At 61.6% G+C, this 24,124-nt stretch carries 21 protein-coding genes; 5 read left to right on the top strand and 16 right to left on the bottom strand.

The window, feature by feature from the left end; all coding sequences use genetic code 11:
- Positions 1 to 631: 631 nt before the first annotated feature.
- Entirely contained in the window at positions 632 to 1,105 is a 474-nt protein-coding gene (locus NCHU2750_RS08280) for a hypothetical protein (protein WP_119940005.1), read from the top strand.
- A 237-nt stretch (positions 1,106 to 1,342) separates the two neighbouring features.
- Here NCHU2750_RS08280 and NCHU2750_RS08275 read toward each other — a convergent pair whose 3' ends face one another.
- Positions 1,343 to 3,721 (bottom strand): bifunctional diguanylate cyclase/phosphodiesterase, encoded by a 2,379-nt coding sequence (locus tag NCHU2750_RS08275; RefSeq protein WP_119940004.1) that lies wholly within the window; start codon positions 3,719 to 3,721, stop codon positions 1,343 to 1,345.
- Between the two features lie 159 nt (positions 3,722 to 3,880).
- Entirely contained in the window at positions 3,881 to 4,897 is a 1,017-nt protein-coding gene (dusA, locus tag NCHU2750_RS08270; RefSeq protein WP_245480391.1) for a tRNA dihydrouridine(20/20a) synthase DusA, read from the bottom strand.
- Positions 4,898 to 5,225: 328 nt separating this feature from the next.
- Between dusA and NCHU2750_RS08265 the strand changes: the two genes are divergently transcribed.
- The gene (locus tag NCHU2750_RS08265) at positions 5,226 to 5,522 is read left to right on the top strand and encodes a baseplate tail-tube junction protein (protein WP_162939546.1); all 297 of its coding nucleotides are present in this window, start codon (positions 5,226 to 5,228) and stop codon (positions 5,520 to 5,522) included.
- Positions 5,523 to 5,561: 39 nt separating this feature from the next.
- On the opposite strand, the gene NCHU2750_RS08260 is transcribed toward NCHU2750_RS08265, so the two are convergent.
- Positions 5,562 to 5,861: a hypothetical protein gene (locus NCHU2750_RS08260; protein ID WP_119940001.1), complete on the bottom strand. Its 300-nt coding sequence runs from the start codon at positions 5,859 to 5,861 to the stop codon at positions 5,562 to 5,564.
- 801 nt (positions 5,862 to 6,662) lie between these two features.
- Between NCHU2750_RS08260 and NCHU2750_RS08255 the strand changes: the two genes are divergently transcribed.
- Positions 6,663 to 7,349: a fumarylacetoacetate hydrolase family protein gene (locus NCHU2750_RS08255; RefSeq protein ID WP_119940000.1), complete on the top strand. Its 687-nt coding sequence runs from the start codon at positions 6,663 to 6,665 to the stop codon at positions 7,347 to 7,349.
- A gap of 73 nt (positions 7,350 to 7,422) precedes the next feature.
- Positions 7,423 to 7,950, top strand: a complete 528-nt coding sequence (locus NCHU2750_RS08250) for a gamma carbonic anhydrase family protein (RefSeq protein ID WP_119939999.1) — start codon at positions 7,423 to 7,425, stop codon at positions 7,948 to 7,950.
- A gap of 21 nt (positions 7,951 to 7,971) precedes the next feature.
- Here NCHU2750_RS08250 and NCHU2750_RS08245 read toward each other — a convergent pair whose 3' ends face one another.
- From NCHU2750_RS08245 to NCHU2750_RS08235, 3 genes are read right to left on the bottom strand one after another with little or no spacing between them, the layout of a single operon-like run.
- Positions 7,972 to 8,382: a Fur family transcriptional regulator gene (locus tag NCHU2750_RS08245; RefSeq protein WP_349509031.1), complete on the bottom strand. Its 411-nt coding sequence runs from the start codon at positions 8,380 to 8,382 to the stop codon at positions 7,972 to 7,974.
- An 8-nt stretch (positions 8,383 to 8,390) separates the two neighbouring features.
- A complete protein-coding gene (gene znuB, locus NCHU2750_RS08240) occupies positions 8,391 to 9,218 on the bottom strand; it encodes a zinc ABC transporter permease subunit ZnuB (protein WP_119939997.1) in 828 nt (275 codons plus the stop codon).
- A complete protein-coding gene (locus NCHU2750_RS08235; protein WP_119939996.1) occupies positions 9,208 to 10,260 on the bottom strand; it encodes an ATP-binding cassette domain-containing protein in 1,053 nt (350 codons plus the stop codon). Before NCHU2750_RS08235 ends, znuB begins: the two co-directional genes overlap by 11 nt.
- Before the next feature lie 120 nt (positions 10,261 to 10,380).
- On the opposite strand from NCHU2750_RS08235, the gene NCHU2750_RS08230 reads away from it, so the two are divergent.
- Positions 10,381 to 11,352 carry a zinc ABC transporter substrate-binding protein gene (locus NCHU2750_RS08230; protein WP_119939995.1) on the top strand — a complete coding sequence of 324 codons (972 nt, stop codon included), beginning with the start codon at positions 10,381 to 10,383 and terminating at the stop codon, positions 11,350 to 11,352.
- Between the two features lie 107 nt (positions 11,353 to 11,459).
- On the opposite strand, the gene NCHU2750_RS08225 is transcribed toward NCHU2750_RS08230, so the two are convergent.
- The 10 genes from NCHU2750_RS08225 to NCHU2750_RS08180 all read right to left on the bottom strand — a co-directional run bounded on the left by NCHU2750_RS08225 (position 11,460) and on the right by NCHU2750_RS08180 (position 23,815).
- Complete coding sequence (locus tag NCHU2750_RS08225) at positions 11,460 to 11,777, bottom strand: RcnB family protein (RefSeq protein ID WP_119939994.1); 318 nt, start codon at positions 11,775 to 11,777, stop codon at positions 11,460 to 11,462.
- Positions 11,778 to 11,927: 150 nt separating this feature from the next.
- A complete protein-coding gene (locus NCHU2750_RS08220; RefSeq protein WP_119939993.1) occupies positions 11,928 to 13,547 on the bottom strand; it encodes a glycoside hydrolase family 43 protein in 1,620 nt (539 codons plus the stop codon).
- Positions 13,548 to 13,808: 261 nt separating this feature from the next.
- The gene (mgrA, locus tag NCHU2750_RS08215) at positions 13,809 to 14,858 is read right to left on the bottom strand and encodes an L-glyceraldehyde 3-phosphate reductase (RefSeq protein WP_119939992.1); all 1,050 of its coding nucleotides are present in this window, start codon (positions 14,856 to 14,858) and stop codon (positions 13,809 to 13,811) included.
- Between the two features lie 65 nt (positions 14,859 to 14,923).
- Entirely contained in the window at positions 14,924 to 16,057 is a 1,134-nt protein-coding gene (locus tag NCHU2750_RS08210; RefSeq protein ID WP_119939991.1) for a Gfo/Idh/MocA family protein, read from the bottom strand.
- Between the two features lie 28 nt (positions 16,058 to 16,085).
- Entirely contained in the window at positions 16,086 to 16,850 is a 765-nt protein-coding gene (locus NCHU2750_RS08205) for a sugar phosphate isomerase/epimerase family protein (protein WP_119939990.1), read from the bottom strand.
- Positions 16,851 to 16,873: 23 nt separating this feature from the next.
- Positions 16,874 to 19,354: a beta-mannosidase gene (locus tag NCHU2750_RS08200; protein WP_119939989.1), complete on the bottom strand. Its 2,481-nt coding sequence runs from the start codon at positions 19,352 to 19,354 to the stop codon at positions 16,874 to 16,876.
- Between the two features lie 100 nt (positions 19,355 to 19,454).
- The gene (locus tag NCHU2750_RS08195) at positions 19,455 to 20,552 is read right to left on the bottom strand and encodes an ABC transporter ATP-binding protein (RefSeq protein WP_119939988.1); all 1,098 of its coding nucleotides are present in this window, start codon (positions 20,550 to 20,552) and stop codon (positions 19,455 to 19,457) included.
- Positions 20,553 to 20,558: 6 nt separating this feature from the next.
- On the bottom strand, positions 20,559 to 21,521 hold the full coding sequence (locus tag NCHU2750_RS08190) for a carbohydrate ABC transporter permease (protein ID WP_245480362.1): 963 nt from the start codon (positions 21,519 to 21,521) through the stop codon (positions 20,559 to 20,561).
- Entirely contained in the window at positions 21,514 to 22,419 is a 906-nt protein-coding gene (locus NCHU2750_RS08185; protein WP_119939987.1) for a carbohydrate ABC transporter permease, read from the bottom strand. Before NCHU2750_RS08185 ends, NCHU2750_RS08190 begins: the two co-directional genes overlap by 8 nt.
- 163 nt (positions 22,420 to 22,582) lie before the next feature.
- A complete protein-coding gene (locus tag NCHU2750_RS08180) occupies positions 22,583 to 23,815 on the bottom strand; it encodes an ABC transporter substrate-binding protein (protein WP_119939986.1) in 1,233 nt (410 codons plus the stop codon).
- Between the last annotated feature and the right edge of the window lie 309 nt (positions 23,816 to 24,124).

Below are 24,124 nucleotides of genomic sequence, written 5' to 3'. Positions count from 1 at the left end.
TCTCCCTCGCACCTCGAAACGAGCAAATAACTCCAAAAAATCTCCCCCTCCTTCATCCCCGCCCCCTCAACCCATGCCTACAATCTCCCCGTTCCGTCACGGATACACCGGCAGGCGTGCCGGCGAGGCGGGATCGGTTCCGGGGGTGGAGGGACGACGTGAACCGTCACCACCGGGGTCCGCGGAAAATGGTCTCCCTCCGGCGACACGGGGGAAGCGGATCAAGGTTTCGGACCGGCCTTTTCGCTTCTGATGCCCGAATGGCGCGCCGGGCGTGCCTGTGCGGCACACAGGGTGGCTTTGAAGGATGGTTTCGCCGGGCTTTTCAAGTCCGTCCGTTTCAGACGGAGGGCCCGGCGGCGGTAAAGCGGAGTGTTGGCGGTAAGTCGTTCCGTCCGTGTTTCGTGGCATCAGACGAACACCATCTTGAACGAGCCAAGGCAGAGAGACCGGAGTCGCGGATCAAAACTGCCGAACGGGGCGCTGAGAGGTGCCACATAAACTAACTTTACGAGGCAGCTTTCAGCGCCCCGTCCATTCAGGTCCTGCCGGGATCGGGAGGAGCGCCAGGGCCCGGATCTGGTCAGATCAGGGGAGCCCGAAAAACAACCGAGATCGCCAAGGGGTTACCATGTCCGATGCACATCTGCCATTCGTCCCATCTCCCGCCCGCCCGACGGAACCCAGGCTGCCGCCCTTCGACAGCATGCTGGCCGTGCACGCCGCCGAGGCACTCGGCCTGCCGCATATGGTCTGCGGCCGCCGCTCCTGCCGGCGCGCCGGGCGCTGCGGGTGGGTTTTCAACGGCAGCAAAGAGCCATGCTGCCTTGCCAATCTCGACCGCGAGCAGCGAGCACTGTTCGACCGGGTCTACAAGGCCGCGCATTTCGCCAAGGGATTTCTCGGTTGGGACAGCGATTATTTCCAGGCGGTGAGCAGGCCGCAAAGCCTGCTCGACGATCTGGCGATCGCCATTGCCCGCAATGTGCCGAACCGCTGGTGGCCGGAACGATGGGATGCGGCCAGGCGGGCGCGCGAGAAGCGGATGACGGGGATGGGCAGCGGGCGCGAATTTTCCGGCGAATCGGCCTGTGGTCTGCCTTGAAAGCCGGTCGCACAGGGTCTGCCGCGTGGGGGGATCGCATATTAAGCAAGTCCCCCTCTGGCCTGCCGGCCATCTCCCCCACAAGGGGGGAGAAAACAAGCGGCAACCACCTGCCTCAATTAGGCCTCGGCGGAGTGGCCGGGTTAAGCCCTCCCCCTTGTGGGGAGGGTTGGGAGGGGTCTTTCTTCCGTATGCGATAGCCCTGGGGTGCTGCGTGGAGCGAGCAGACGCCCGCCCCTATCCGCGTTTGCGGAAGGGCGGGACGCGGCGGAGGCCGGAGAGGACTTCCACCTCGCCGGCGCTTTTCGGCTTGCCGAGCAGAAAGCCCTGCAGCTGTTCGATGCCCTGTTCGATGACCATGCGGTGCTGGCCAAACGTTTCGATGCCTTCGGCGACGACGGGCAGGTCGAGGCTCTTGCCGAGCCCGATGATCGCCTTGACGATGGCGCGGGCGCTTTCGCTCTCTTCCATCTGCCAGATGAAGCTGCGGTCGATCTTGATCTTGTCGAAGGGGAAGGCGTGCAGGTTGCCGAGCGAGGAATATCCGGTGCCGAAATCATCGATGACGATCAGCACGCCGAGCGCCTTCAGCTTCTTCAGCATGGCAAGCACGGCATCGCGGTTTTCGAGCAGCGAGGTTTCGGTGATTTCGAGCTCCAGCCTCTTGGGGTCGAGGCCGCTGTCGTTGAGCGCTGCGGCGACGGTGCCGACGAGATCTGGGAAGCGGAACTGCACGGCCGAGACGTTGACCGCCACCGCCAGGCCATCGTCCCAGGAAGCGGCGGTGCGGCAGGCCTCGCGCAGCGCCCATTCGCCCAGCGTGACGATGATGCCGGTTTCCTCGGCGACGGGGATGAATTCGGCCGGCGAGATCGCTCCGAGATCCGGGTGGTTCCAGCGCATCAGCGCCTCATATCCGGTGCATATGCCGTTCGAGGCGTCGAAGAGCGGCTGGAAGACGAGCGACAGCTGGTCGCGCAGCACGGCGTGGCGCAACTCGCTTTCGACCAGTCGGCGCTGGCGCAGGTCCGCATCCATGTCGGCGGAATAGAAGGCGGCGGTGCCGCGGCCGTTGAACTTGGCATTGTAGAGCGCCATGTCGGCGGCATTGCGCAGCTCGTCGGCGGTGTGGCCGTCCTCGGGAAAGATCGCCACGCCGATCGAGACGCCGACCGCCTTGGGGTCGAAATTAACGTTCATCTCCTGGCGGAAGGTATCGAGAATGCGGTCGGCGAGAAGATAGGCCGCCGTCGGCTGGTCGAGGCCGGGCTGGAGGATGACGAATTCGTCGCCGCCGATGCGGGCCGGCGTGTCGGCCTCGCCGGTGCAGCGGCGCAATATGTCGGCGACCTTGACCAGCACGCGGTCGCCCTCGGCATGGCCGAAGACGTCGTTGACGGCCTTGAAGCGGTCGAGATCGAGCGCCAGCACGGCAAGCCGCTCGTTGGCGCTGCCGGCAAGGTCGATCGCCGCCTCGAGCTTGTCGGAGAAGAGCGAGCGGTTGGGCAGGTCGGTCAGCGCGTCGTGGCGGGCCATATGCTCGACCCGGAGTTCGGCGATGCGCTTTTCGGTCAAGTCGCGGACGGCCAGAACCTGGCAGGAGCGGCCGCGATATTCGATCGTGTGGACGGCAACTTCGAGAAAGGTCTGGCGGCCGGGCTTCAGCGGGCCGCTCTTCAACGGTGCTGCCTCAACGGCCCTGGTCCGCTCGACATCGATCAGTGAAATGCCGTCGGCTGCGACCAGCAGGCTGTCGGGGGTGCGGCCGATGACGTCTCGGTCGCGCAGGCCGAGCATGGCGGCAAAGCGGGCATTCGCCTCGATGATGACGCCCTCGCGGACGACGGCCAGACCTTCGAGCGTGGCGTTGGCGAAGCCGCGAAGGTCGGTGAGATAGCGGTCGAGGAAGCTTGCCGTCACCGCCGAGATGACGATCAGGCCGACGACGATCGAGACGGCCCAGACCATCCAGATGCGGCCGCTGTCACCGTCGAGCGACACTTCCGGCAGCGAGGGGTCGGGCACCAGCGTGGTTGCCGACATGGCGGTGAAATGCAGCAGGCAGATCGACACGACGCCGGCCGCGACCGCCACCCAGAGGCCGCGGCGGCTCTTGCGGCGGAGCGCCATGCGGAAGGCGAGCGTGAATAGGATGCAGGAGAGGACGACGGCGAGCGGGATCATGCCGATCTCGTATTCGATCGTCGCTGCCGCCCGGATCGCCTCGGTGCCGAGGAAATGCATGGCGGCGACGGTAAGCGTCGCGGCGATGCCGGCAAGGATCTCGGCGCGGGCAGAGCCTTCCTCGAGGATGCGCAGGCTCGCCCAGAAGCCGACGGCGGCGATGACGGCGGACAGAATGGTGCGGAAGAGCTCGAATTCGATGGCAATCGTGCCCTGATAGGCGAGCATGGCGACGAAATGGGTGGCCCAGACCGACAGGCCGCCGGTGACGGCTGCCACCGCCAGCCAGAAGCGGCGGCGCTTTTCGCTGCATTCTACGGCACGGCGATGAATGAGGAAGAAAGCCAGCATGCCGACAACGCAAATGCCGGCGGCGAGTGCCACAAGGGCGCGGTCGTGCTGGACCGCGACGCATTCGATGACCTTGAACATACGACGCTACCACATCCATGCGGTGATTGATTTCACCGTCTAAGCCATGGAACATTACGGGTACGCTATTTAAGAAATATCTAATACGCAGTCGCAAATGCCAGCAAAATGCAGTCTCAAGTTGAAACACCCCTAGATTGTCGGGGGCAAATCGAGACTTTAGCCGATTGCATGTTCCACCGGATGGCCGGCGGGAGCGGTTGCCGACAGGTCGCGGCGATTGCCGGAGAAATCGACTGCGGCGAAGGCCTCGGTGATGATGGCGGTATCGGCGCCGGGCTTCGTCGCCTCGGAGGAGAGGATCTGGCGGAAGCGGCGGGCCCCGGCAAAGCCCTGGAACAGGCCGACCATGTGGCGGGTGACATGATGCAGGCGGCCACCGCCGGCAATCACGGCCTCGGCATAATCGATCATCGTGTCGCGCAATGCCAGCCAGTCGGTTTCGGATGGGGTAGCGCCTACGGAGCCGGAACCATCAAGCATGGCATCGACACCGGAAAGCAGGCCGGTATTCTGATAGGCGGCGCGGCCGAGCATGACGCCATCCATCACCGAGAGGTGACGTGCGGCCTCTGCCAGATCGGCAATGCCGCCATTGATGCCGAGAAACACATCCGGGTTCTCGCGCTTCATGCGGTGGACGAGATCATAGTCGAGCGGCGGGATTTCCCGGTTTTCCTTCGGCGAGAGCCCCTGCAGCCAGGCCTTGCGGGCATGGATCCAGATGGCATCGGCCCCTACCCCGATCATCCGCGCCAGAAAATCGGGCAGGACATCGGTCGGCTCCTGGTCGTCGACACCGATGCGGCACTTGACCGTGACCGGCACGGACGAGACCTTCTTCATCGCCGAGATCAGATCGGCGACATGGCCGGGGTCGCGCATCAGGCAGGCGCCGAACGTGCCGGACTGCACGCGGTCGGACGGGCAGCCGACATTCAGGCCGATCTCGTCATAACCGTAGTCGGAGGCGATACGAATGGCCTCGCAGAGCTTGCCGGCATCAGAACCGCCAAGCTGCAGCGCCACCGGATGTTCCTCAGGCGAAAAGGACAACAGACGCTCGCGCGGGCCATGGATGATCGCGTCCGCCACCACCATCTCGGTATAGAGCAGAGCACGCGACGACAGCTGCCGATGCAGGAAACGGCAGTGACGATCCGTCCAGTCGATCATCGGCGCGACCGCGAAAATCTTGTTACCCGAACGCCTGGCCTTGTCGTAAAAATTCAAGTCTTTCGCTCCGCATCGCGTCAAACAATTCCGGTCCGTCATCCCGGCCGGTCAGGACGGGATTATAGCGCATGGTCGGCAGACGGGAATTTCGGTCTTTCCTGCCATCGAAGCCTAAAGGCCGATGGTCGATCTGGCGGTGCTATACAGCGACACGGGGAAAAAAGGAAGATTGGCCGGCCGGTCGCTTTATTTGGGCTCGTCCCATCATGGCAAGGAACCCGATCGCGTCCCGTCCGTTGATGAGCGCCTCCATCAACAAGGAACCACCATGGCCCGCGACCTTTCCGCCGATATCGACCGCCTCACCAGCCAGCTGGCAGATCTCCGCTCCGCAGTTCTCGGCTCCTCGCTGGCAAAACAGGCGAGCGCATCTGCCGACGACGCTTCGAGCTATCTCGTACCCCGCGCGAAACAACTGGTAAGCCAGTTCCACCACGGAAGGCAGGATCTTGGCGGCATCGCGCGACGCAACCCGACGGCAACGACCGGCGCCATTGTCGGAGCACTGGCGCTGACGGCAGCCTTTGCGTTTCTGCTCTCCAAGGCGGGCTCGGATCGACGTTAAAGATGGGGGGCGGGCGAGAAATCGCCCCCGCCCGAGACTTCAATGCACCGAAGGCTCGTCCTCGCCTTCGTCGAGAAAGCTCTTCAGGCCATCGCGTTCCGCGGTGGCCAGGAATTCTTCCCAGGCGTCCTTATCGGTGGTGAAACCTTCTTCCCAGCTTGTCACGACTTCAGTCTGGCTGATGACTTCGAGCGTCCAGTCGCCATTGGTGCCCGCATCGCGAAAGATGTCGACGAGGACGGTTATGCCTTCGTCCTCGAATTCGCCGGCGAATTCGGAATGTTCGAGCTTCGGTTCCTTGCTCGGCTTCGGCTTGTTCGGTTTCGGCGGCTTGGACATGAGGCACCTGACATTTTCGGGACGATCTTGTTCGTCTGTAGTCATTGGCGAGAATCGCGATGCAAAGCAAGCAGGCGCGGCGGCATTCTGCGCCCAGGCAGCAGCGCTGCTGCCGATGATGTTCGGGCAGGCCCGGTCAAGCAAATCCAGACAGGCAAATCCAGACAGGCAAGTCCGGCCGAGCAAATCCGGCAAGCCATACCCGCCAAAGCGAGCTCGCCGACACGGCATTTTGCCTTCCATCGGCAAATATCTCGATACAATCTTAAGTTATATATGGACAACCTAATGAATATTCACCTAGGCTGATCGGCGATCATTATCAGGCGTTTTATTTGCAGGCTGTTTATTCCACACCAAGCAACACTGGAACGAAGATGCTGCGATTTCTTTCAAGGCCGTTTCGCATTCTTGCGTCGTTAGGGGCAAATCCCTGCTGGCAATACAATATCACCTGGAGCGATGTTCCACCGGGCTACGCCCAGCCGAACCTCTCCATGCGCCGCCTGTGTGAAGGCTGCTGGGAATATCGCCTTCCGACCGCTGAGGAAGAAGACGAGTATGTCCGGAGCGAAGCCTGGTGATCGGCCGGCCCGGCACAACCGTAGCTCGGTGATGCAAGCGCTGCGCCGGGGGACGTGGAGTCGGTGGCTGATTGGTTCTGGCCGTTCCTGATGCTCGCTTGCCGATCACGATCTTGTTCCCTCAGCCATTTCAATACGGAAGCAGAAACAGGCTAGGATTGAGCCTCAAATTGTTGGACAAAGGCGCCAGCGTTTTTCAGTGATTTGAGGACATCCCATGCGCGCCACCGTCATCCCCGCCCCCCAGCCCGTACTTCTCGATGTCGAAGGGGTAACCGAACAATTTCCGGTGCGCCGGGTCTATTGCGTCGGCCGCAACTATGCCGACCATGCGATAGAGATGGGTCATGATCCGTCGCGCGAGCCGCCCTTCTTCTTCCAGAAGAACCCCGACAATCTCTATAACGGCGAAAGCTTCCCCTACCCGCCTTTGTCTTCCAACGTGCATTTCGAGGTGGAACTGGTGATGGCGCTGGCATCCGGTGGTGCCGACATTGCCGAAGCGGATGCGCTGTCCAAGGTCTATGGCTATGGCGTCGGCATCGATTTCACCCGCCGCGACCTGCAGGACCAGATGAAGAAGATGGGCCGTTCCTGGGAAGTGGCCAAGGCGTTTGAAAAGTCCGCACCGGTTTCGGCCCTCATTCCGGCATCGAAGATCGGCCATCCGCAGAAAGGTGCCATCTGGCTCGACGTCAATGGCGAGCGCAAGCAGACCGGCGACCTCAACCAGATGATCTGGAAGCTGCCTGAAATCATCGCCGAACTGTCGAAGCTCTTCGTGCTTGCACCGGGCGACGTGATCATGACCGGCACGCCGGCCGGCGTCGGTCCGATCGTCAAGGGCGACAGGATCAGCTTCGGCTGCGAAGGCGTCGCCGAGCTTTCGCTGTCGGTCGTCTGATTTTCTATTGGATAGACGTTCCGGCGGTGCCGCTTCAGGCCTCCGCCGGAACGAGACATTGCGGGAGGAATGCATGCCGATTTACGCACTCGGAGAATTCGAGCCCAGCCTGCCCGCGGCCGACCGCTACTGGGTGGCGCCGGATGCCAATGTGATCGGCAAGGTCGTGCTTGGCGAGGATGTCGGCATCTGGTTTGGCGCGAACTTGCGCGGTGACAACGAGCCGATCACGATCGGCGCACGCTCCAACATCCAGGAAGGCGTGATGGTGCATACGGACCCCGCCTTTGCCGCGACGATCGGCGAGGACTGCACGATCGGCCACCATGCGATCATCCATGGCTGCACGATCGGCGACAATTCGCTGGTCGGCATGGGGGCAACGATCCTCAACGGTGCGAAGATCGGCAGGAACTGTCTGGTCGGCGCCAATGCGCTCGTCACCGAGGGCAAGGAATTTCCCGACAATTCGTTGATCGTCGGGTCACCGGCTAAGGCGATCCGCACTCTGGACGAGGCATCCGCCGCAAGGCTGAAGGATTCGGCCGCCCGCTATGTGGAAAACTGGAAGCGGTTTTCGCGGGATCTCAAGGCACTCTGATCCCGCTTACCAAACTCTTCGTTACGCGGCGCACTTGTCGCAAAGACCGCGGATTTCGATCGTCGTCTTGGCCGGCTTGAAACCCTTGCCCTTGGCCCAGTCCGCCAACCGGTGATCGACCTGATGGTCGTGGAATTCGAAGACATGGCCGCAGCTGTCGCAGATGGCGAAGGCGACCGTGCCGTGACCATGGCCAGACCCGCAGCATTCATGTTCCCGATGGGCGCAGGCGACGAAGGCATTGAGGCTTTCCAGCCGGTGGACCATGCCGAACTCGGTCAGCTTGTCGAGCGCGCGATAGACCTGCAGCGGGGCGCGAAAGCCGTGGTCACGCAGCTTGTCGAGGATCGTATAGGCACTCATCGGCGCGTCCGAGCGCTCCAGCACGTCGAAGACGAGCGTCTGGTTCTTGGTCAGGGCCGGATTGACGATCGGTGCGTTCATCCTCGCACTCCCTTGTTGGCTGGCCGTTCGGCGGTCTTGGTGCCGAAGGCTGGAATCAGGCTTATGATGAAAAGTAGGAGTGCGGCGACCACGATGGAAGGGCCGGACGGCGTATCATAGGTGAGCGAGCCGAAAAGACCACCGATAACGGCAGCCGCGCCGATCAGCGAGGCAAAGACCGCCATCCATTCCGGGCTTGCGGAAAAGCGGCGGGCGGTGGCGGCCGGAATGATCAGCAGCGCGGTGATCAGCATGATGCCGACGATCTTCATGGCAATCGCGATGACGAGCGCCATCAGCAGCATGAAGATGAGTTTCGTGCGGGCCGGGTTCATGCCTTCCGCTTCCGCCACGTCCTCGCTGACGGTGGAGGCGACGAGCGGTCGCCACAGCCAGGCGATGGCGGCCACGACGAGCGCCCCGCCACCCCAGATCAGCGCTATATCGGACCGCGTCACCGCCAGAATATCACCGAAGAGGAAGGCGATCAGGTCGATCCGCACCCAGGTCATGAAGGCGACCAGCACGAGCCCGATCGCCAGCGCCGAATGGGAGAGGATGCCGAGCAGCGCATCGGCCGAGAGCGACTGGCGCCGCTGCAAGAGAAGAAGCAGAACCGAGACCAGGACCGCGACGCCGAACACGGCAACCAGAAGGTTGATCTCGAAAAACAGCGACAGGGCGACGCCGAGCAGCGCCGAATGGGCCATGGTGTCGCCGAAATAGGCCATGCGCCGCCAGACGACGAAACAGCCGAGCGGGCCTGCGGTCAATGCCACGCCGATACCGGCGACGAGCGCGCGGATGAAGAAATCATCGAGCATTGCTGCCTCCATCCCTATCTGCAGCCGCATCGTGGTGATGCGCGTGGTCGCCATGGTGATGGGCGTGGGCGTGAGAATGGGCATGAGAATGGCCGGCATTTTCGCCATGGGCATGGGGGGCGTGATGATGGTGTTCGCCGTCGCCATGATCATGCCCGTGCCCGTCGGCATGGCTGTGCCCTTCGACATGATTGTGATCATGGTCATGATCGTGATGGTGGCCGTCATCCGGATGGCAGTGGTCGGTGATCGAGCCGTCCGAATGGCGCACCCTTCCGTCGGGCAGATGGGTGTGGTCGTGATGGTGATTGTAGACGGCAAGCGAACGGGCATTGCCGCCGAAGAGCTTCATGTAATCGGAACTCTGGCTGACGACCTCCGGCGTGCCGCGGCAGCAGACATGACCGTTGAGGCAAATTACCGTATCGGTGCCGGCCATGACCATGTGCAGGTCATGCGAGATCATCAGGATGCCGCAGCCGGTGATGTTGCGGATCTCGCGGATCAGATCGTAGAGCGCCGCCTCGCCGGCAAAGTCGACGCCCTGGACCGGCTCGTCGAGCACCATCAGGTCGGGCTTTCGGGCAATGGCACGGGCGAGAAGAGCGCGCTGGAACTCGCCGCCGGAGAGATGGCGGACTTCCGAGCCGATCAGATGCGGGATGCCGGTCGCCTCGAGGGCCTCGACGATCTCGGCCTCCTTCAGCGGGCCGGTGAGCGTCATCAACCGGCGGACGGAGAGCGGCATGGTCCAGTCGACGGCGAGTTTCTGCGGCACGTAGCCGACGCGCAGGTCCCTGCTGCGCACCACCCTGCCCTCGTCCGGCTTCAACACGCCGATCGCCATCTTGGCGGTGGTCGACTTGCCGGCGCCGTTCGGGCCGATGAGGGTGACGACCTCGCCGCGACGGATGGAGAATTCGACGCCGCGAACGAGCCAGCGGCCATCGCGCCGAATGCCGGCATCGTCGAGAGAGACCAGCGTTTCGGCCTGTTGCGGCTGCTTCCTGCGGGCAGTGGCGGCCCGGCTGCTCATCAGCATGATCGATCAGAATTCCTGTTGTCCGCCGTCATTCGGGTCGGGTTGCCAATGGTCTTGGCACACGTTATAGCATAACGCAATTGATGTAATAACATTACGATCATAAACAAGGAAAATGCCGTGAAATTTGCAGCTTCTCTTCTCCTGTCTTCGGTCGCGTTGCTGGCTGCCTCAGGCGCCTTTGCCGCTACGCCGAATGTCGTGGTGTCGATCAAGCCGATCCATTCGCTGGTTGCGTCGGTGATGCAGGGCGTGGGAGAACCGAAGCTGATCGTCGAGGGCGCGGCGTCTCCGCATACCTACAGCATGAAGCCTTCCAATGCGGCGGCATTGCAGAATGCCGACCTGATCTTCTGGATCGGCCACGGGATGGAAGCGTTTCTGGAAAAGCCGCTCGAGGCGCTGGGTTCCAAGGCAACGGTAGTGACGCTGGAAGACGCGCCGGGGCTGACCAAGCTGAAATTCCGCGAAGGCGGCGTGTTCGAGCCGGAAGCGGAGGAAGAGGGGCATGATCATGGACACGATCATGACGCATCCGGCGAAGAAGCTCATGATGACGGCGACCACGATCATGACGGCAATGACGTGCATCTGTGGCTCGACCCGATGAACGCCAAAGCGATGACGGAGGAGATCGAGAAGCAGCTGGTACAGGCGGACGCCGAGCATGCCGCAATCTACCAGAAGAATGCCGCCGACCTGATGAAGAAGCTCGATGCACTCGATGCCGAGCTGAAGACGGAGCTGTCGCCGCTCAAGGACAAGCCGTTCATCGTCTTCCACGACGCCTATCAGTATTTCGAGCATCGCTACGGGGTGAAGGTTGCCGGATCGATCACGGTGAGCCCCGAGACGATGCCGGGGGCGGAACGGGTGAAGGAAATCCATCAGAAGGTCGAGCAACTCGGCGCGACCTGCGTTTTCGCCGAACCGCAGTTCGAGCCGAAGCTGGTGGCCGTGGTGACCGAGGGATCGAAAGCGAAATCCGGCGTTCTGGATCCGGAAGCTGGCACGTTGAAGGAAGGCCCCAACCTCTATTTCGACATGATGCACGGACTTTCGACTTCGCTCAGGACATGCCTGACGCCATAATCCTGCTCAATGCGAACCGCGCGCCACGAAACCGCTGCGCGCCGTTCAATTCAGGACAGCAGAACGGCGGGGGCTTGAGAGAGCCTCCGCCGCTTTTATTAGCCGGCTTAGTGAGCGGCAATGATGCTGGAAATGATGCCGCTGGTGATGCCGATCAGCAGGTAGTCGTTATCGACCTTGACCCAGTGGTAACCGCGCGGCGGGGCCGAAAGGCGATGGCTGCGGTAGTCGCGCACCTCGACGGTGCGGCGGCGATCGGCCGACGTCATGCGGTAGCCCTTGCTCCAATGCGACTTGGTGACGACAACCTTCTTCTCGACGTGGCGGTCGGGACCGTGATGCGGCGGCTGCTGAGCCTGCGCCGTGGCGGCCAGGGGAGCGGCCAGAGCGGTTGCGGCGATGAGCGTGAGAATGATCTTTTTCATGTTTGTTTCCTCGCGTTGAACACGACCTGAAACTAGGCCGCACGCGATGAATGCAAAATGAATGCAAGATTAAATATATGTAACAATCATATGTACTTGCTGAAAGCTCCTCATAGGAACAATTAACGATTTCGCAAGACATGCATTGCTTCAAATGCGACTCGCCTCGTAGCGGAAACTGCTGAAATCAGCTGTCTTTGCCCGACCCGACGTATCGAAGGCGAACATGCCGGCGAAGGCGCCGGTGAAGGACCCGTGCTCGCCGCGGCCGCCTTCGTCGGAGATGACGCTGGCGTCGAGAACCGGGCCGATTTTCTGCCAGTCATCGCTGCCGCCGGAGCGCCAGGAGAATTGCAGGTCGTTGTCGCGGACTTCCATCGCAAGCGCCACCGGACCATCGGGTATGGCAATGCCGCTGCCCGCCGGAAACTGCATGCGGCCATGGGGGAAATCGCCCGGGCAGGAGAAAATCGTCACCGCGCGCCCAAGCTTTTCATGCAGCGTCACGGCCAGCGCATGGAATTTGTGTCGGTTGTAATAGTGGGTCAGGCCGCAGGCCTGCTGATAGGTGTCCGGCGCGAACTCCTCGACCGTGGTTTCGGCGCGGAACCGGTGATGTTCCTGGCGGCGGGCAACGAGCGCCTGTTCGAACCATGAGCCGATGCTTTCGCGGCCGATGAGGCGCAAGGCATCCTGCCTCGCCGACAGGCTGAAGATGCGACCGGGTTCCGGCGTGCGCAGCCATTGGAAATCCATGGGAAATGTCGGGGCATCGAAATTGTAATGGATGCGGGCAGGCTTTCCGGCGGGCTCGGCGCCGGTCGGCGCAGGGACTTCGACATCGGGCACCACCCCGCCTTGGGCGAGATAGAGCCAGCCGTCATCCTTCCAGACGCATTTCTGTAAGCCCGTCTCGCGGCCTAGCGGCGAGCGACGGTTGGGCGCAAGCGGCCGGCTGCAGAGATGGGTATGGTAGACGTCACCATCCGGTGTCTCGACATACTGGCCATGCCCTGCCCGCTGCAGGACGGTTTCGGGATTGTCCTTCGAGGTGATGAGATGGGTATTCGGATGAAGCTGGTACTGGCCGTCGATGGTGCGCGAGCGCGCCATGGTCACCGCATGGTCGTAGCCGGTGCCGCCTTCGGCCGTGGTCAGATAATACCAGCCGTTGCGCTTGAAGAGATGCGGTGCCTCGACAAGGCCGAGCGGGCTGCCGGGAAAGATATTGGTGATCGGTCCTTTCAGCGCCCTCGCCTCAGCGTCCCATTCCTGCAGCAGGATGCCGTCGAAGGCCGGATGCTTCGGGGCACCGCCATAGCTTTCGGTCCGGTAGTTCCACTGCATGTTGACGAACCATTTGCGGCCATCGTCGTCATGGAAGAGCGACGGGTCGAAACCGGATGAGTTGACATAGACCGGATCGGACCATTCGGCCTCGATCGACGGCGCGGTGACGATGTAGTTATGGGCATCCTTGAAATTGCCGTCGTAACGTTTGACGTCGGTATAGACCAGCCAGAACTGGCTATCGGCATAAGAGAGACACGGCGCCCAGACGCCGCAGCTGTCGGGATTGCCGCGCATGTCGAGCTGGGCCTTGCGCTCCAGCGGACGACGGACCAGCGCCCAGTTGACGAGATCGCGGGAGTGATGGATCTGCACGCCCGGATACCATTCGAAGGTGGAGGTGGCGATGTAATAGTCCTCACCGACACGGCAGATGGACGGATCGGCATTGAAGCCCGGCAGGATCGGGTTGCGGATCATGATCGTATCTCCTCCCAGAGAATTTATCAGGCGGCTCCCCAGCCGCCTGTCGGCATATGTGTTTCGGCGTTAGCGGCTGGAGTGGCCCCTCATCCGCCTGCCGGCACCTTCTCCCCGCTTGCGGGGAGAAGGATGCAAGCCGCACTGTCCCTGCCCCAATCGAGGCAAGTCCCCTCGCCCCGTTTACGGGGAGAGGGTTAGGGTGAGGGGCAGGTGCTTGCTCAAACGTGACGGACAAATGCCCGCGCGTAGACGTCGGCCTTACTTGCTCCTTGCCGGCCCTTCCCGCTCGGCCGAAGCCGCCCAGATGTTGATGTCGGCTTCCTTGGCGAACCTGTCGATCTCGGCCAGTTCGTCTGCGGTGAAATCGCGTTTCTCCAGCGCTTTGACGCAATCCTCGACCTGTTCGGGGCGGCTGGCGCCGATCAGCGCGGTCGTCACATGGCCGCCGCGCAGCACCCAGGCGAGTGCCATCTGCGCCAGCGTCTGGCCGCGACGTTCGGCGATCGCGTTGAGGCCCTTCAGGTTCTCGATATTCTTGTCGTTGAGGAAGGCCGGGCGCAGCGACTTGCCCTGGGCGGCACGGCTGTCTTCCGGAATGCCGCCGAGATATTTCGACGTCAGCATGCCCTGCGCCAGCGGCGAGAAGACGATCGAGCCAATACCGAGGTCTTCGAGCGTATCGAGCAGGCCGTCCTCCTCGACCCAGCGGTTGATCATCGAATAGCTCGGCTGATGGATGAGAACCGGCGTGCCCATCTCTTTCAGGATCGCGACTGCTTCGCGGGTGCGCTTCGAATTGTAGGACGAAAGGCCGACGTAAAGCGCCCGGCCCGAGCGGACGATATGATCCAGCGCACCGCAGGTTTCCTCAAGCGGCGTGTCCGGGTCGAAACGGTGCGAATAGAAGATATCGACATAGTCGAGGCCCATGCGCTTCAGGCTCTGATCGCAGGAGGCGATCAGATATTTGCGGCTGCCCCATTCGCCATAAGGGCCCGGCCACATGTTGTAGCCGGCTTTCGACGAGATGATCAGCTCATCGCGCAGGCCGGAAAATTCCTCGCGCAGGATCTGGCCGAAGGCGAGTTCGGCTGAGCCCGGTTTCGGGCCGTAATTGTTGGCGAGATCGAAATGGGTGATGCCGAGGTCGAATGCCTTCTTGCAGATATCGACCTTGCGCTGATGCGGCGTGTCATCGCCGAAATTGTGCCAAAGGCCGAGCGAGATCGCCGGCAGCTTGAGGCCGGAACGGCCGCAACGGTTATAGGTCATGTTGTCGTAGCGGTTTTCCGCCGGGAGCCACGTCATTTGAAAAGTCCTCCAAATAAACCGGCGTCGAACCTCTCTTCGGTGCCGGCGGCATTCTTATCGCCTCACGCCAGAAGCGCCAGCGCTTCCTCAATGCCAAGTGCCGCAGGCTTGGTGCAGGTGGTGGTGGTGGCGATGAACCTGCCCTCGGCACCGGATTTGAGGATCGAGGTCATGACATCGACGCCGTGCAGGGCGCGGTCGATCGAGCATCTGATGTCCCGTCCTTCGATCAGTGCCATCGCCATGTCGGCAAGGCCAGCCGTGCGATAGTTGGCACGCGGCCCCTGCGGGTGTTCCTGGTTCGCCTTGCCGAAGGGATGATCCCAGTCCTTGAGTGGCTTGATATCCTTGTCGCGGCCGCTCGCCTCGACCACGCCACCGAAGAAATTCGGGTCCGGCACGTAGAGCGAGCCCTCCGTGCCGTAGAGTTCCATATTGGCATGACGATGCGACCAGACATCCCAGCTGGCAGACAGCGTGATCGTCGCGCCCTCGGCAAATTCCAGGAGCGCCTGGATATTGGTCGGCGTTTCGACCGGGATGACCGTGCCCTTCAGCGGTTCGCTGGTGATGGTGCGGGTCGGGCTGGCCATCGATGTGAGCGCAGCCACGCGTTTGACCGGGCCAAGGAAATTGATCAGGTTGGCGATGTAATAGGGGCCGAGATCGAGGATCGGGCCGCCGCCGTTCAGGAAGAAGAATCCCGGATTGGGGTGCCACATTTCCATGCCGGGGCTCATCACGTGGCAGGTTCCCGAGGTGATGCGCCCGACCCCGCCGCCGTCGATATAGTCACGAGCCAGCTGGTGGGCGCCGCCGAGGAAGGTGTCGGGGGCGCAGCCGACGGCAAGGCCCTTGGATTTCGCCAGCGCTTGAAGTTCCTTGCCCTCGTTCAGCGTCACCGTCAGCGGCTTTTCCGAGTAGACATGCTTGCCGGCTTCAAGGATCGCTCTGGAGACGGTGAAATGCGCGTCGGGAATGGTCAGATTGACGATCACATCGATCTCGTCATTGGCGAGCATCTGCTCGACCGTCTGCGCCTTGACGCCATATTCCTTTGCCCGTGCTTTCGCCGCCTCGATGTTGAGGTCGGCGCAGGCGAGAACCTTGATCCCCTTGAACAGCGGCGAGAGCGAGAAATAGGTAGTGGAAATGTTGCCGCATCCGAGGATGCCGACGCCCAGTTCCTTGGTCATGTTGAAACTCCGGATGAATATGAAGAGATCAATAGGTCTTGAAGGCAGCCATGGACCGGGATGCCAGGCGATCTATGTCCTTCGGGTTATCGTGTTCGAGCACATAGTATTTCGCTGAACTGCTGGTTCTCAAGGCGCCCATCAGATCCTTCCACGGAACCATGCCCTGCCCGACATCGGCCCAGCCGTCCTCATCCCTGTTCTCGCCGGCCGGCGCGATGTCCTTGACATGGACTGCCGTGATCTTGCGGCCGTAGCTTTCGATCCAGGCGAAGGGATCGGCACCACCGCGGATGACCCAGGCGATATCGGCTTCCCAGGTGAGATCCGGCCCGCCGGCGAAGATCTGCTCCTGCGGGGTCGAGCCATCGGAGAGCGGCTTGAACTCGAAATCATGGTTATGCCAGCCGAACAGGTAGCCGGCATCCTGATAGCGCTTGCCGGCCTCTGCGAGCTGCTTGCCGAAGGCGAACCAGCCGGCCGCATCGGTCGGACGCTGATCCGGCATCAGGTAAGGGCAGTAGATCGCCTCGACACCGAGGGTTTTGGCGATCAGCAATGCCTGTTCAGGCTCGTTTTCGAGGAGATCGATGCCGAAATGGCCGGTCGGCATGGTTAGGCCATTGGCCTCCAGTTCTGCCCGCATGGCCTTCAGCGCTGTCTCGTCCAGCGTCGCATAGAGCGCGCCATAGCCCTCCACCTGGCTGTAGCCGTTTTTCGCAACCAGTTTCAGCACGTCCGAGACCGGCGGGAAATTGCGAGCGCTATAGAGCTGGAAACCCAAAGTCGTCATGTCATCCTCCTTGAAATCAAATATCAACCTGCCGACTGGCAGGATTGAAGATCGTAGATACGGAAAACCGGGGGGCCTGCCGCCGGCTCGCCAGGGGTAAAGCGAACCTTTCGGTTTTCGCCGGCGGCAAGATCGAATGCGTTGTCGGAATAGCGGCCCGGCGTGTCACTCTCGATCATGACGAAGAGCGCCAGTCCGGACGACTGGACGAGAATGTCATAGGCCGGTTTATCGTCCGCCGCGCCGGCGGACGAAACCCAAAACTCGACGCCTGATGGCGCAAGTTCCAGCGCCTTGTAGCTTTCCATCACATGATGCCCCTCGCTTGCCGAGCCATCGGATGCGGTGAACCGCCAGGCGAGGAGGCAATCCTTCGGGATGGTGTCGGCAGCGATCGTCGTCGCCGTGACAGCCCTATCCGGGGGGCAGAAAGCGTCGATGCTCCGGAGTGTACGGCGCTCGCCCGAAAGCGTCAGGAGCGAGATGTCGAGCGTCACCGAGACGTCTTCTGCCGTATCGTTGACCAGCGACAAGCGGATTTCGCGGCCGTCATCCGATGGTATCGCGGCGACCGTCACCGGCTGGAAGAAACGGCGGGCCATATAGTGCAGCACTTTCCAGCCGCCGCCGTAATCGAGGCTTGCCCAGGAGGCGACCGGCCAGGTGTCGTTGAGCTGCCAGTAGAGCGTGCCCATGCAATGGGGCTTGAGCGAACGCCAGTAATCGACCGCCGTCCTGATCGCCACGCCCTGCTGGACCTGGCTCAGATAGACGAAATTGGCAAAGTCCCTTGGGAAGCGGAAATTGCGGAACATGGTGGCGGCGATGCGCTCATTGCCGCCGACATTGCGCTGGTGATGTTCCATCACCGGCGAGGCAATGTTCAGGTCCTTCTCCTCCGCATAGGTGCGGATCACAGGCAGCGACGTATAGGACTGGAAGCCGAATTCGGAGCAGAATCGCGGCTTGACATCGCGGTAGTGTTCAAACGGCTTGTTCTCGTGCCAGACGGACCAGAAATGCATGTCGCCGGAGCCATCAGCGTGCCAGGCATCGCCGTAATCGAGATAGCCCGAGGCCGGGCTCGACGGCCACCAGATCGCCTGGGGCACCGCCTTCTTCATCGCCCGCTCGATCGTGTGGTTGAGGCGGTCGTAGGAGACGAGGTAGCGATCGCGATTGCTGCGGGTCTCCTCATACCAGCCGAGAGCGCCGACCAGTTCGTTATCGCCGCACCAGAGCACGATCGAGGGATGCGAGATCAGCCGCTTCGTCTGGTACTCGACCTCGTGTTCGACATTGTCGAGGAAATCCGGTGTCGAGGGATAGATGTTGCAGGCGAACTGGAAATCCTGCCAGACCATCAGGCCGAGCCGGTCGCAGAGGTCGTAGAAATGATCGTCTTCGTAAAAGCCGCCGCCCCAGATGCGGATCATGTTCATATTGGCCTCGACGGCCGATTGCAGCAGGTCCTCGGTCTTCTCCGGGGTGGTCAGCGAAAACAGCGCATCGGCGGGGATCCAGTTGGCGCCGCGGCAGAAGATTTCGCGGCCGTTGATGCGGAAGGCGAAGCGGCTACCGGCCTCGTCCCTGTCGGTCACAAGCTCGACGGTGCGCAGGCCGATCTGGCGGGTGATCGTCTCGGACGGTGTCTCGATGGTGAGCCGGTACAGCGCCTGTCCGCCACTGCCGGCCGGCCACCAGAGCTTTGGCGTCTCGAGATGGAAGACATGGTGCACCGTGTTTTCGCCCGGCCGCATGCCGCAATCGAGACGCAGACGCTCGTCATCCAGATCGGAGCCGAGTTCTTGGCCAAGTTCAAGGCCAAGTTCGAGATGGACCGGGATGACGCCCGGCGCATCGGCGAAGAACGAGACACAGACATGCAGATCGACCGAGCCGTCCTCGTGATGTCTCTGTTCGGTGACGACATGTTCGATACGCGCCGTCTCCAGCCGCTTCAGGGCGATCTCGCCATAGAGGCCGAGCGGCGCCACGGCGAGGTTCCAGTCCCAGCCGAAATGGCATTGCGGCTTGCGCAGCATGTTGCCGTCCGGGATCGGGCAGTTTTTCGAGAACGGGATGTAGAAGGGCTGTTTCGCCTGACGTTCGGCGCCGGCCCTGATGTTGGAGTGGAAAAGGATGCGGATGGTGTTTTCGCCGGGTTTCAGGGCGGCCGAAACATCCGGCCGGTAGCGGCGAAAGCAGTTGTCGGCAGAGAGAACCGGCACGTCGTTGACGAAGACGATCGCCACCGTATCGAGATAGGTGATGTCGAGATACCAGGCGCCGCCCGGATCATCGATCACGACGCTCCGTTCGATCTGCCAGTCCTGATGCGCGACCCATTGGACATCGTTCTCGTTGCGGCCGAGATAGGGGTCGGGAATGATGCCGGCGACTTTCAGTGCCGTGTGGATGTCGCCGGGGATCGGCATGGTGGCGGCATGCGCATTGTCGGGAGACGAGAGCCGCCACTCTCCGGAAAGCGGAATGCTGGTCATGAATTCAGCCTCACGGCGGTCTTGATATCCGGACGCCGCTCCTGGCGGGGCGCCGGGCGGCCGATCAGGCGGGGATTGAAGCTCGGGCGAAGGGCTGCCATCAGATCCGCTCCTCCGTCGTTGCATCGAAAAGCGAGGCCATGGTCATGTCGAAGCCGAGGCGCACCCTGGAGCCGACCGCATAGCGCCGCGCGCCGCCGATGCGGACCGAGATCGTGTGGCCGGCAAGTTTCAGCCAGATCAGGTTGTCGGCGCCCATCGGCTCCTCGATATCGACGATCGCCTCATGGGCTTGCCCGCCCGGCTCGTCACGATCGACCTTGATATGTTCGGGACGCAGGCCGAGCACGACCTTGCGGCCGGCCGCCAGCGGTTCTGATGCCTCATAGCCGGCAAGTGAAATGCTGACGCCATTGGTGCGGAAGACTTTTTGACCGCCCTCATCCGCAAGTTCGCCGGAGAGAAAATTCATCGAGGGCGAGCCGATGAAACCGGCGACGAACCGGTTTCTCGGGCGGTTGTAGATGGTGATCGGGTCGTCCAGCTGCTGGATGACCCCGCTCTTCATGATGGCGATACGGTCAGCCAGCGTCAGTGCCTCGATCTGGTCGTGGGTGACGTAGATCATCGTGTTCTTCAGCGACTGGTGCAGGCGCTTGATCTCGACGCGCAGTTCGGAACGCAGTTTCGCATCGAGATTGGAAAGCGGCTCGTCGAACAGGAAGACATCGACATCGCGGACAAGCGCGCGGCCGATCGCGACGCGCTGACGCTGGCCGCCGGAGAGCGCGGCGGGCTTGCGCTGCAACAGCGGCTCGATCTGCAATATGCCGGCGGCGCGGGCGATGCGCTTGTCGATCTCCTCCTTCGGCATGCCGGCGACCTTGAGGCCGAAGGAGAGGTTCTTTTCGACCGTCATCTGCGGATAGAGCGCGTAGGACTGGAAGACCATGCCGATGCCGCGATCCTTCGGCTCTTCCCAGGTGACGTTCTTCTCCTTGATGAAGATCTGGCCGTCGGTCGGCTCCAGCAGGCCGGCGATGCAGTTCAAAAGCGTGGACTTGCCGCAGCCGGAGGATCCGAGCAGGACGAGGAATTCGCCGTCATGGATATCGAGATTGAGATTTTCGAGCACCGTGACGGCCCCGAAGGAGAGCGTCAGGTCGCGGATGGAAACGGAATGAGAGAGGTCGGTCATCAAGGCTTACCCCTTTACTGCGCCGGCGGCGATGCCGCGCACGAACAGCCGGCCGGAAACGAAATAGACGATCAGCGGAACGGCGCCGGTGAGCAGGGTTGCCGCCATGTTGACGTTGTATTCCTTCACTCCCTGGACGGAGTTGACGATGTTATTGAGCTGGACGGTCATCGGATAGGTATCGGGACGGGTGAAGACGACGCCGAAGAGAAAATCGTTCCAGATGCCGGTGACCTGAATGATGATGGCGACGACGAAGATCGGCAGCGACATGGGCAGCATGATGCGGCCGTAGATCTGCCAGAAGCCGGCACCGTCGATGCGCGCCGCCTTGAACAATTCCTCCGGCAGGCCGGCGAAATAATTCCTGAACAGAAGTGTGAGGATCGGCATGCCGAAGATGGTGTGGACGACGACAAGACCGGTCAGCGAGCCGTAGATACCGATCTCGCGCAGGATGATGACGATCGGGTAGATCATCACCTGATAGGGAATGAAGGCGCCGACGATCAGCACCGAGAAGAACAGTTCGGACCCCTTGAAGCGCCAGTTGGCCAGCGCATAACCGCTCACCGAGGCGACCGCGATCGAGACGATGACGGAGGGCACGAGAATGCGCACCGAATTGCCGAAACCGCGCGACAGGCCATCGCAGTTCAGCCCCGTGCAGGCCTCTGCCCATGCCTTGAGCCAGGGCTGGAAAGTAATCTGCATCGGCGGGGAAAAGATATTGCCGAGGCGGATTTCCGGCATGCCCTTCAGCGAAGTGACGACCATCACATAGAGCGGCAGAAGGTAATAGAGTGCCGCAAGTCCGAGCAGCCCGTAGAGAACGATATTGCGGCGCGACAGGACCCGCTTCGGCCGTTTGCCACGCGGCCCGGACAGGGCACGGCCCGGCGCTTCATTTCGGATTGCCGGCGCATTGCGGCCCATCGCGGTGGTGTTGAGAGCGGAGATATCAGCCACGTTTCCAGCCTCCGAATTCGAGATAGGCCCAGGGAACGACGATGATGGCGACGGTGAGCAGCATCATGGTGGAGGCGGCAAAGCCCTGCCCCAGGTTCTGCGCCTGGAACATGTAGTCGTAGACGTATTTGGCCGGCACTTCCGACGCATTGCCGGGGCCACCGGAGGTCTGGGCGACGACGAGATCGTAGAGCTTGACGATGCCGCTGCCGATGATGACCAGCGTGGTGATGAAGACGGGGCGCATCATCGGGATGACGACGAAGAGATAGGTGCGCCACATGGGTATGCCGTCGACGCGGGCGGCCTTCCAGATATCCTCGTCTATGCCGCGCAGGCCGGCGAGCATCAGACACATGACGAGCCCCGTCCCCTGCCAGAGGCCGGCGATCAGGATGCCGTAGATGACGATATCGGGATTGTAGAGCGGATCGAAGGTGAAGCTTTCCCAGCCGAGCGAACGGACGATGCCCTGCACGCCGAATTCCGGATTGAGTATCCATTGCCAGACAAGGCCGGTGACGATGAATGACAGCGCGAAGGGATAGAGAAAGATGGTACGGAAAGCGCTTTCGAAGCGGATCTTCTGGTCCATCAGGGCCGCCAGGATGAAGCCGATGACGAGCGAGAAGATCAAGGACAGGATGCCGTAGATCGCCAGGTTCTCGATCGAGACGATCCAGCGCGATGAGGCCCAGAGGCGCTGATACTGATCAAGACCGACAAAGCTTGCCCGCGGAAGAAGGCGCGAATTGGTGAAGGAATAGACCACGGTCCAGATCGTGCCACCGAAGAAGATGACGGTCGCAACCAGGATCATCGGGGTCAGCGCAATCTTGGAATTGAGATTGCGGAAAAGCTGGTTGGGACGGCCGGATTTCTTCGACGGGGACCTCATTGGTGCGGCAGAGGGTGGTGCGGCAGATCGGGGTGCGGCAGACGGCGCGGGATTAGACATGTTTCCTCCTCGATAGGCATGCGCAGCCGCGCAGCCCCTCCTCCGGTCCCGCGCCAGGTGGTTCTGGGCGGGACCGGTACGCGTCGGAATGGCGACGAACGGATCAGTCGGCCGAACCGATGATGTCGGCAAAGCGCTTCTGGGCCGCTTCCGGCGTCATCGACGTATTGGCGAAAAATTCGGCCATCAGATCCTCCTTCTGTTTCTGCGTGTCGGCGGACACGAGCTGGTCGGTGCTTGTCGCGACACCGCCCTTGGAGATGATCTCGATGCCCTTCTTCATGCAGTCATTGGCCGCGGCCAAATCGATGTCGCCACGGATCGGAACCGATCCCTTCTTGAGGTTGAAGGCCACCTGGGTCTTGGGGGCGACGATCGTCTCGGCCAGAACTTCCTGCGCCTTGGACTTCGCCTCATCCTTCAAAAGCGGGAAGTAGATGGCATCGCCGCCGGTTGCCAGAACCTGGTTGAGGCCGAGGCCCGGCAGGCAGCTGTAATCCTTGCCGGCAACCTTGTTGGCGATCTGGAATTCGCCCTGTGCCCAGTCGCCCATGACCTGGCCACCGGCCTTGCCGGTTAGGACGAGATTGGTTGCCTGGTTCCAGTCCTGCACATTGGAGCCCTGGGCAAGCTGACGGGCCGTATCGGCGGCCGCGAAGATCTTGGCCATGTCGGGACCTGCCGCAGCATCCTCGTCCTTGTCCTTGTAGACCTTGTTGTAGAGATCGGTGCCACCGATCGCCAGAACCAGCGTGTCGAACAGGCCGTTCGCCTGCCAGGGCTGGCCGCCCAACGCCAGCGGCTGGATGCCCGCCTTCTTCAATGCCGGACCTGCGGCGACGAATTCGTTCCAGTCCTTCGGTACCGGCACGCCGGCCTTTTCGAAGGCGGCATTCGACAGCCACAGCCATTGCCAGGAATGGATGTTGACCGGCGCGCAATAGATCTTGCCTTCATAGGTGCAACTGTCCAGCAGGCTTGCCGGCTTGATGACGTTCTTCCAATTGCCCTTCTCGGCCACATCGTTGAGGTCGCGCATCAGGCCGGCCTCAACCAGTTCCTCGGCCTGGCGACCATGGTTGAACTGGGTGGCGCCCATCGGGTCGCCGCCGGTAATGCGGCTGATCATGATCGGGCGCGCGGTGCTGCCCGAGCCTGCAATGGCGCCATCAACCCATTTGTTGCCGGTCGCATCGAATGCCTTGGCCAGTTCCTTGACGGCTGCGGCCTCGCCGCCGGATGTCCACCAATGGGTGACTTCGAGATCGGCGGCAAATGCTGCGCATGGCAGTGCCGCAGTGGTGGCCAGAACGGCCGCGAATGCACGAATACGCATGAGTCTCCTCCCTCACTGAAACGTTGCAGTAAAAAGCTAAGGCAATTGCCGACGTGTGGCAACCCCGACAGGGTAAATAAATTGCAGCAAGCTATTTTCATCAACTTTAGATTGTGCGTCGCTCCCAAGGATGGCAAGGAAAATTCTCATTTTTTCAGGCTATAGATCGATCCAGTGCAATATATTTTCGCAATCGCACAAAAATATATGCACCTGCGTCCTGCGTCCTCATGGTTGCAGCGATCAAACAACTTTTGACAGAGCCGATTGAAATTTACCTGTAACGTTACAGATTTTTGCCGTATTAGG

It is taken from the genome of Neorhizobium sp. NCHU2750, assembly GCF_003597675.1.
Classification (GTDB): domain Bacteria; phylum Pseudomonadota; class Alphaproteobacteria; order Rhizobiales; family Rhizobiaceae; genus Neorhizobium.
Note: the sequence above shows the minus strand (reverse complement) of the source record. Positions and strands in the feature narration are given on the sequence as shown.